This is a genomic window from Vibrio sp. 1249-1 (assembly GCF_033340495.1).
Genome location: NZ_JAWOWJ010001229.1, coordinates 1 through 505, shown reverse-complemented (window position 1 = coordinate 505; position 505 = coordinate 1). Strand labels below are relative to the sequence as shown.

Annotated in this window: 1 protein-coding gene; it reads left to right on the top strand. The window is 40.2% G+C overall.

Going from position 1 to position 505, the window contains the following annotated elements; all coding sequences use genetic code 11:
• Window positions 1-457, top strand: a 457-nt coding sequence (locus R7Z50_RS31420; protein WP_318150265.1) for a LysR substrate-binding domain-containing protein, incomplete at its 5' end; no start/stop codon positions are given.
• Window positions 458-505: the final 48 nt, after the last annotated feature.

Here is a 505-nt window from a genome sequence, read left to right as displayed (position 1 = left end):
AGAACTACAAACCAAGCACCTTGCCACCGATGAATTTCAGATATTAGCGAGAGATGCACACCCTTTATCGGATCAAGCGATCGATTGTAATGACTTAAGTCTATATCCAATTGTCACTGCCATCGTCCCAGATTGGAATGAGAACAGAACGCTTATTGAGTGCTGGGCAGAGCGTGAAAACATTGAAACCGAAACCGCTTTTAGGTCCAGTTCCATTTTGTCTCTATTAGAAGTGATTTCGGAGACAGATGCTCTATTCCCCACATCTGCGTTTCTTTCAAGAAAGCATCTTTCCGGACTCAAAAGTTTGTCACTCTCTCCACAACTAAAAGCCTCCTTCAAAGGCGAGTCTCAAGATATTTACCTATACATGCACTATCGCCATCGCAATAGTCCTATTTATAAATGGCTGATTCCAATAATTGAAAGCACACTTTCATCCATTAACGATAATTAGTTGTTTTTTAAAGCCTTTCGATTATCCTCAGTGGTAACGTTTCATTTA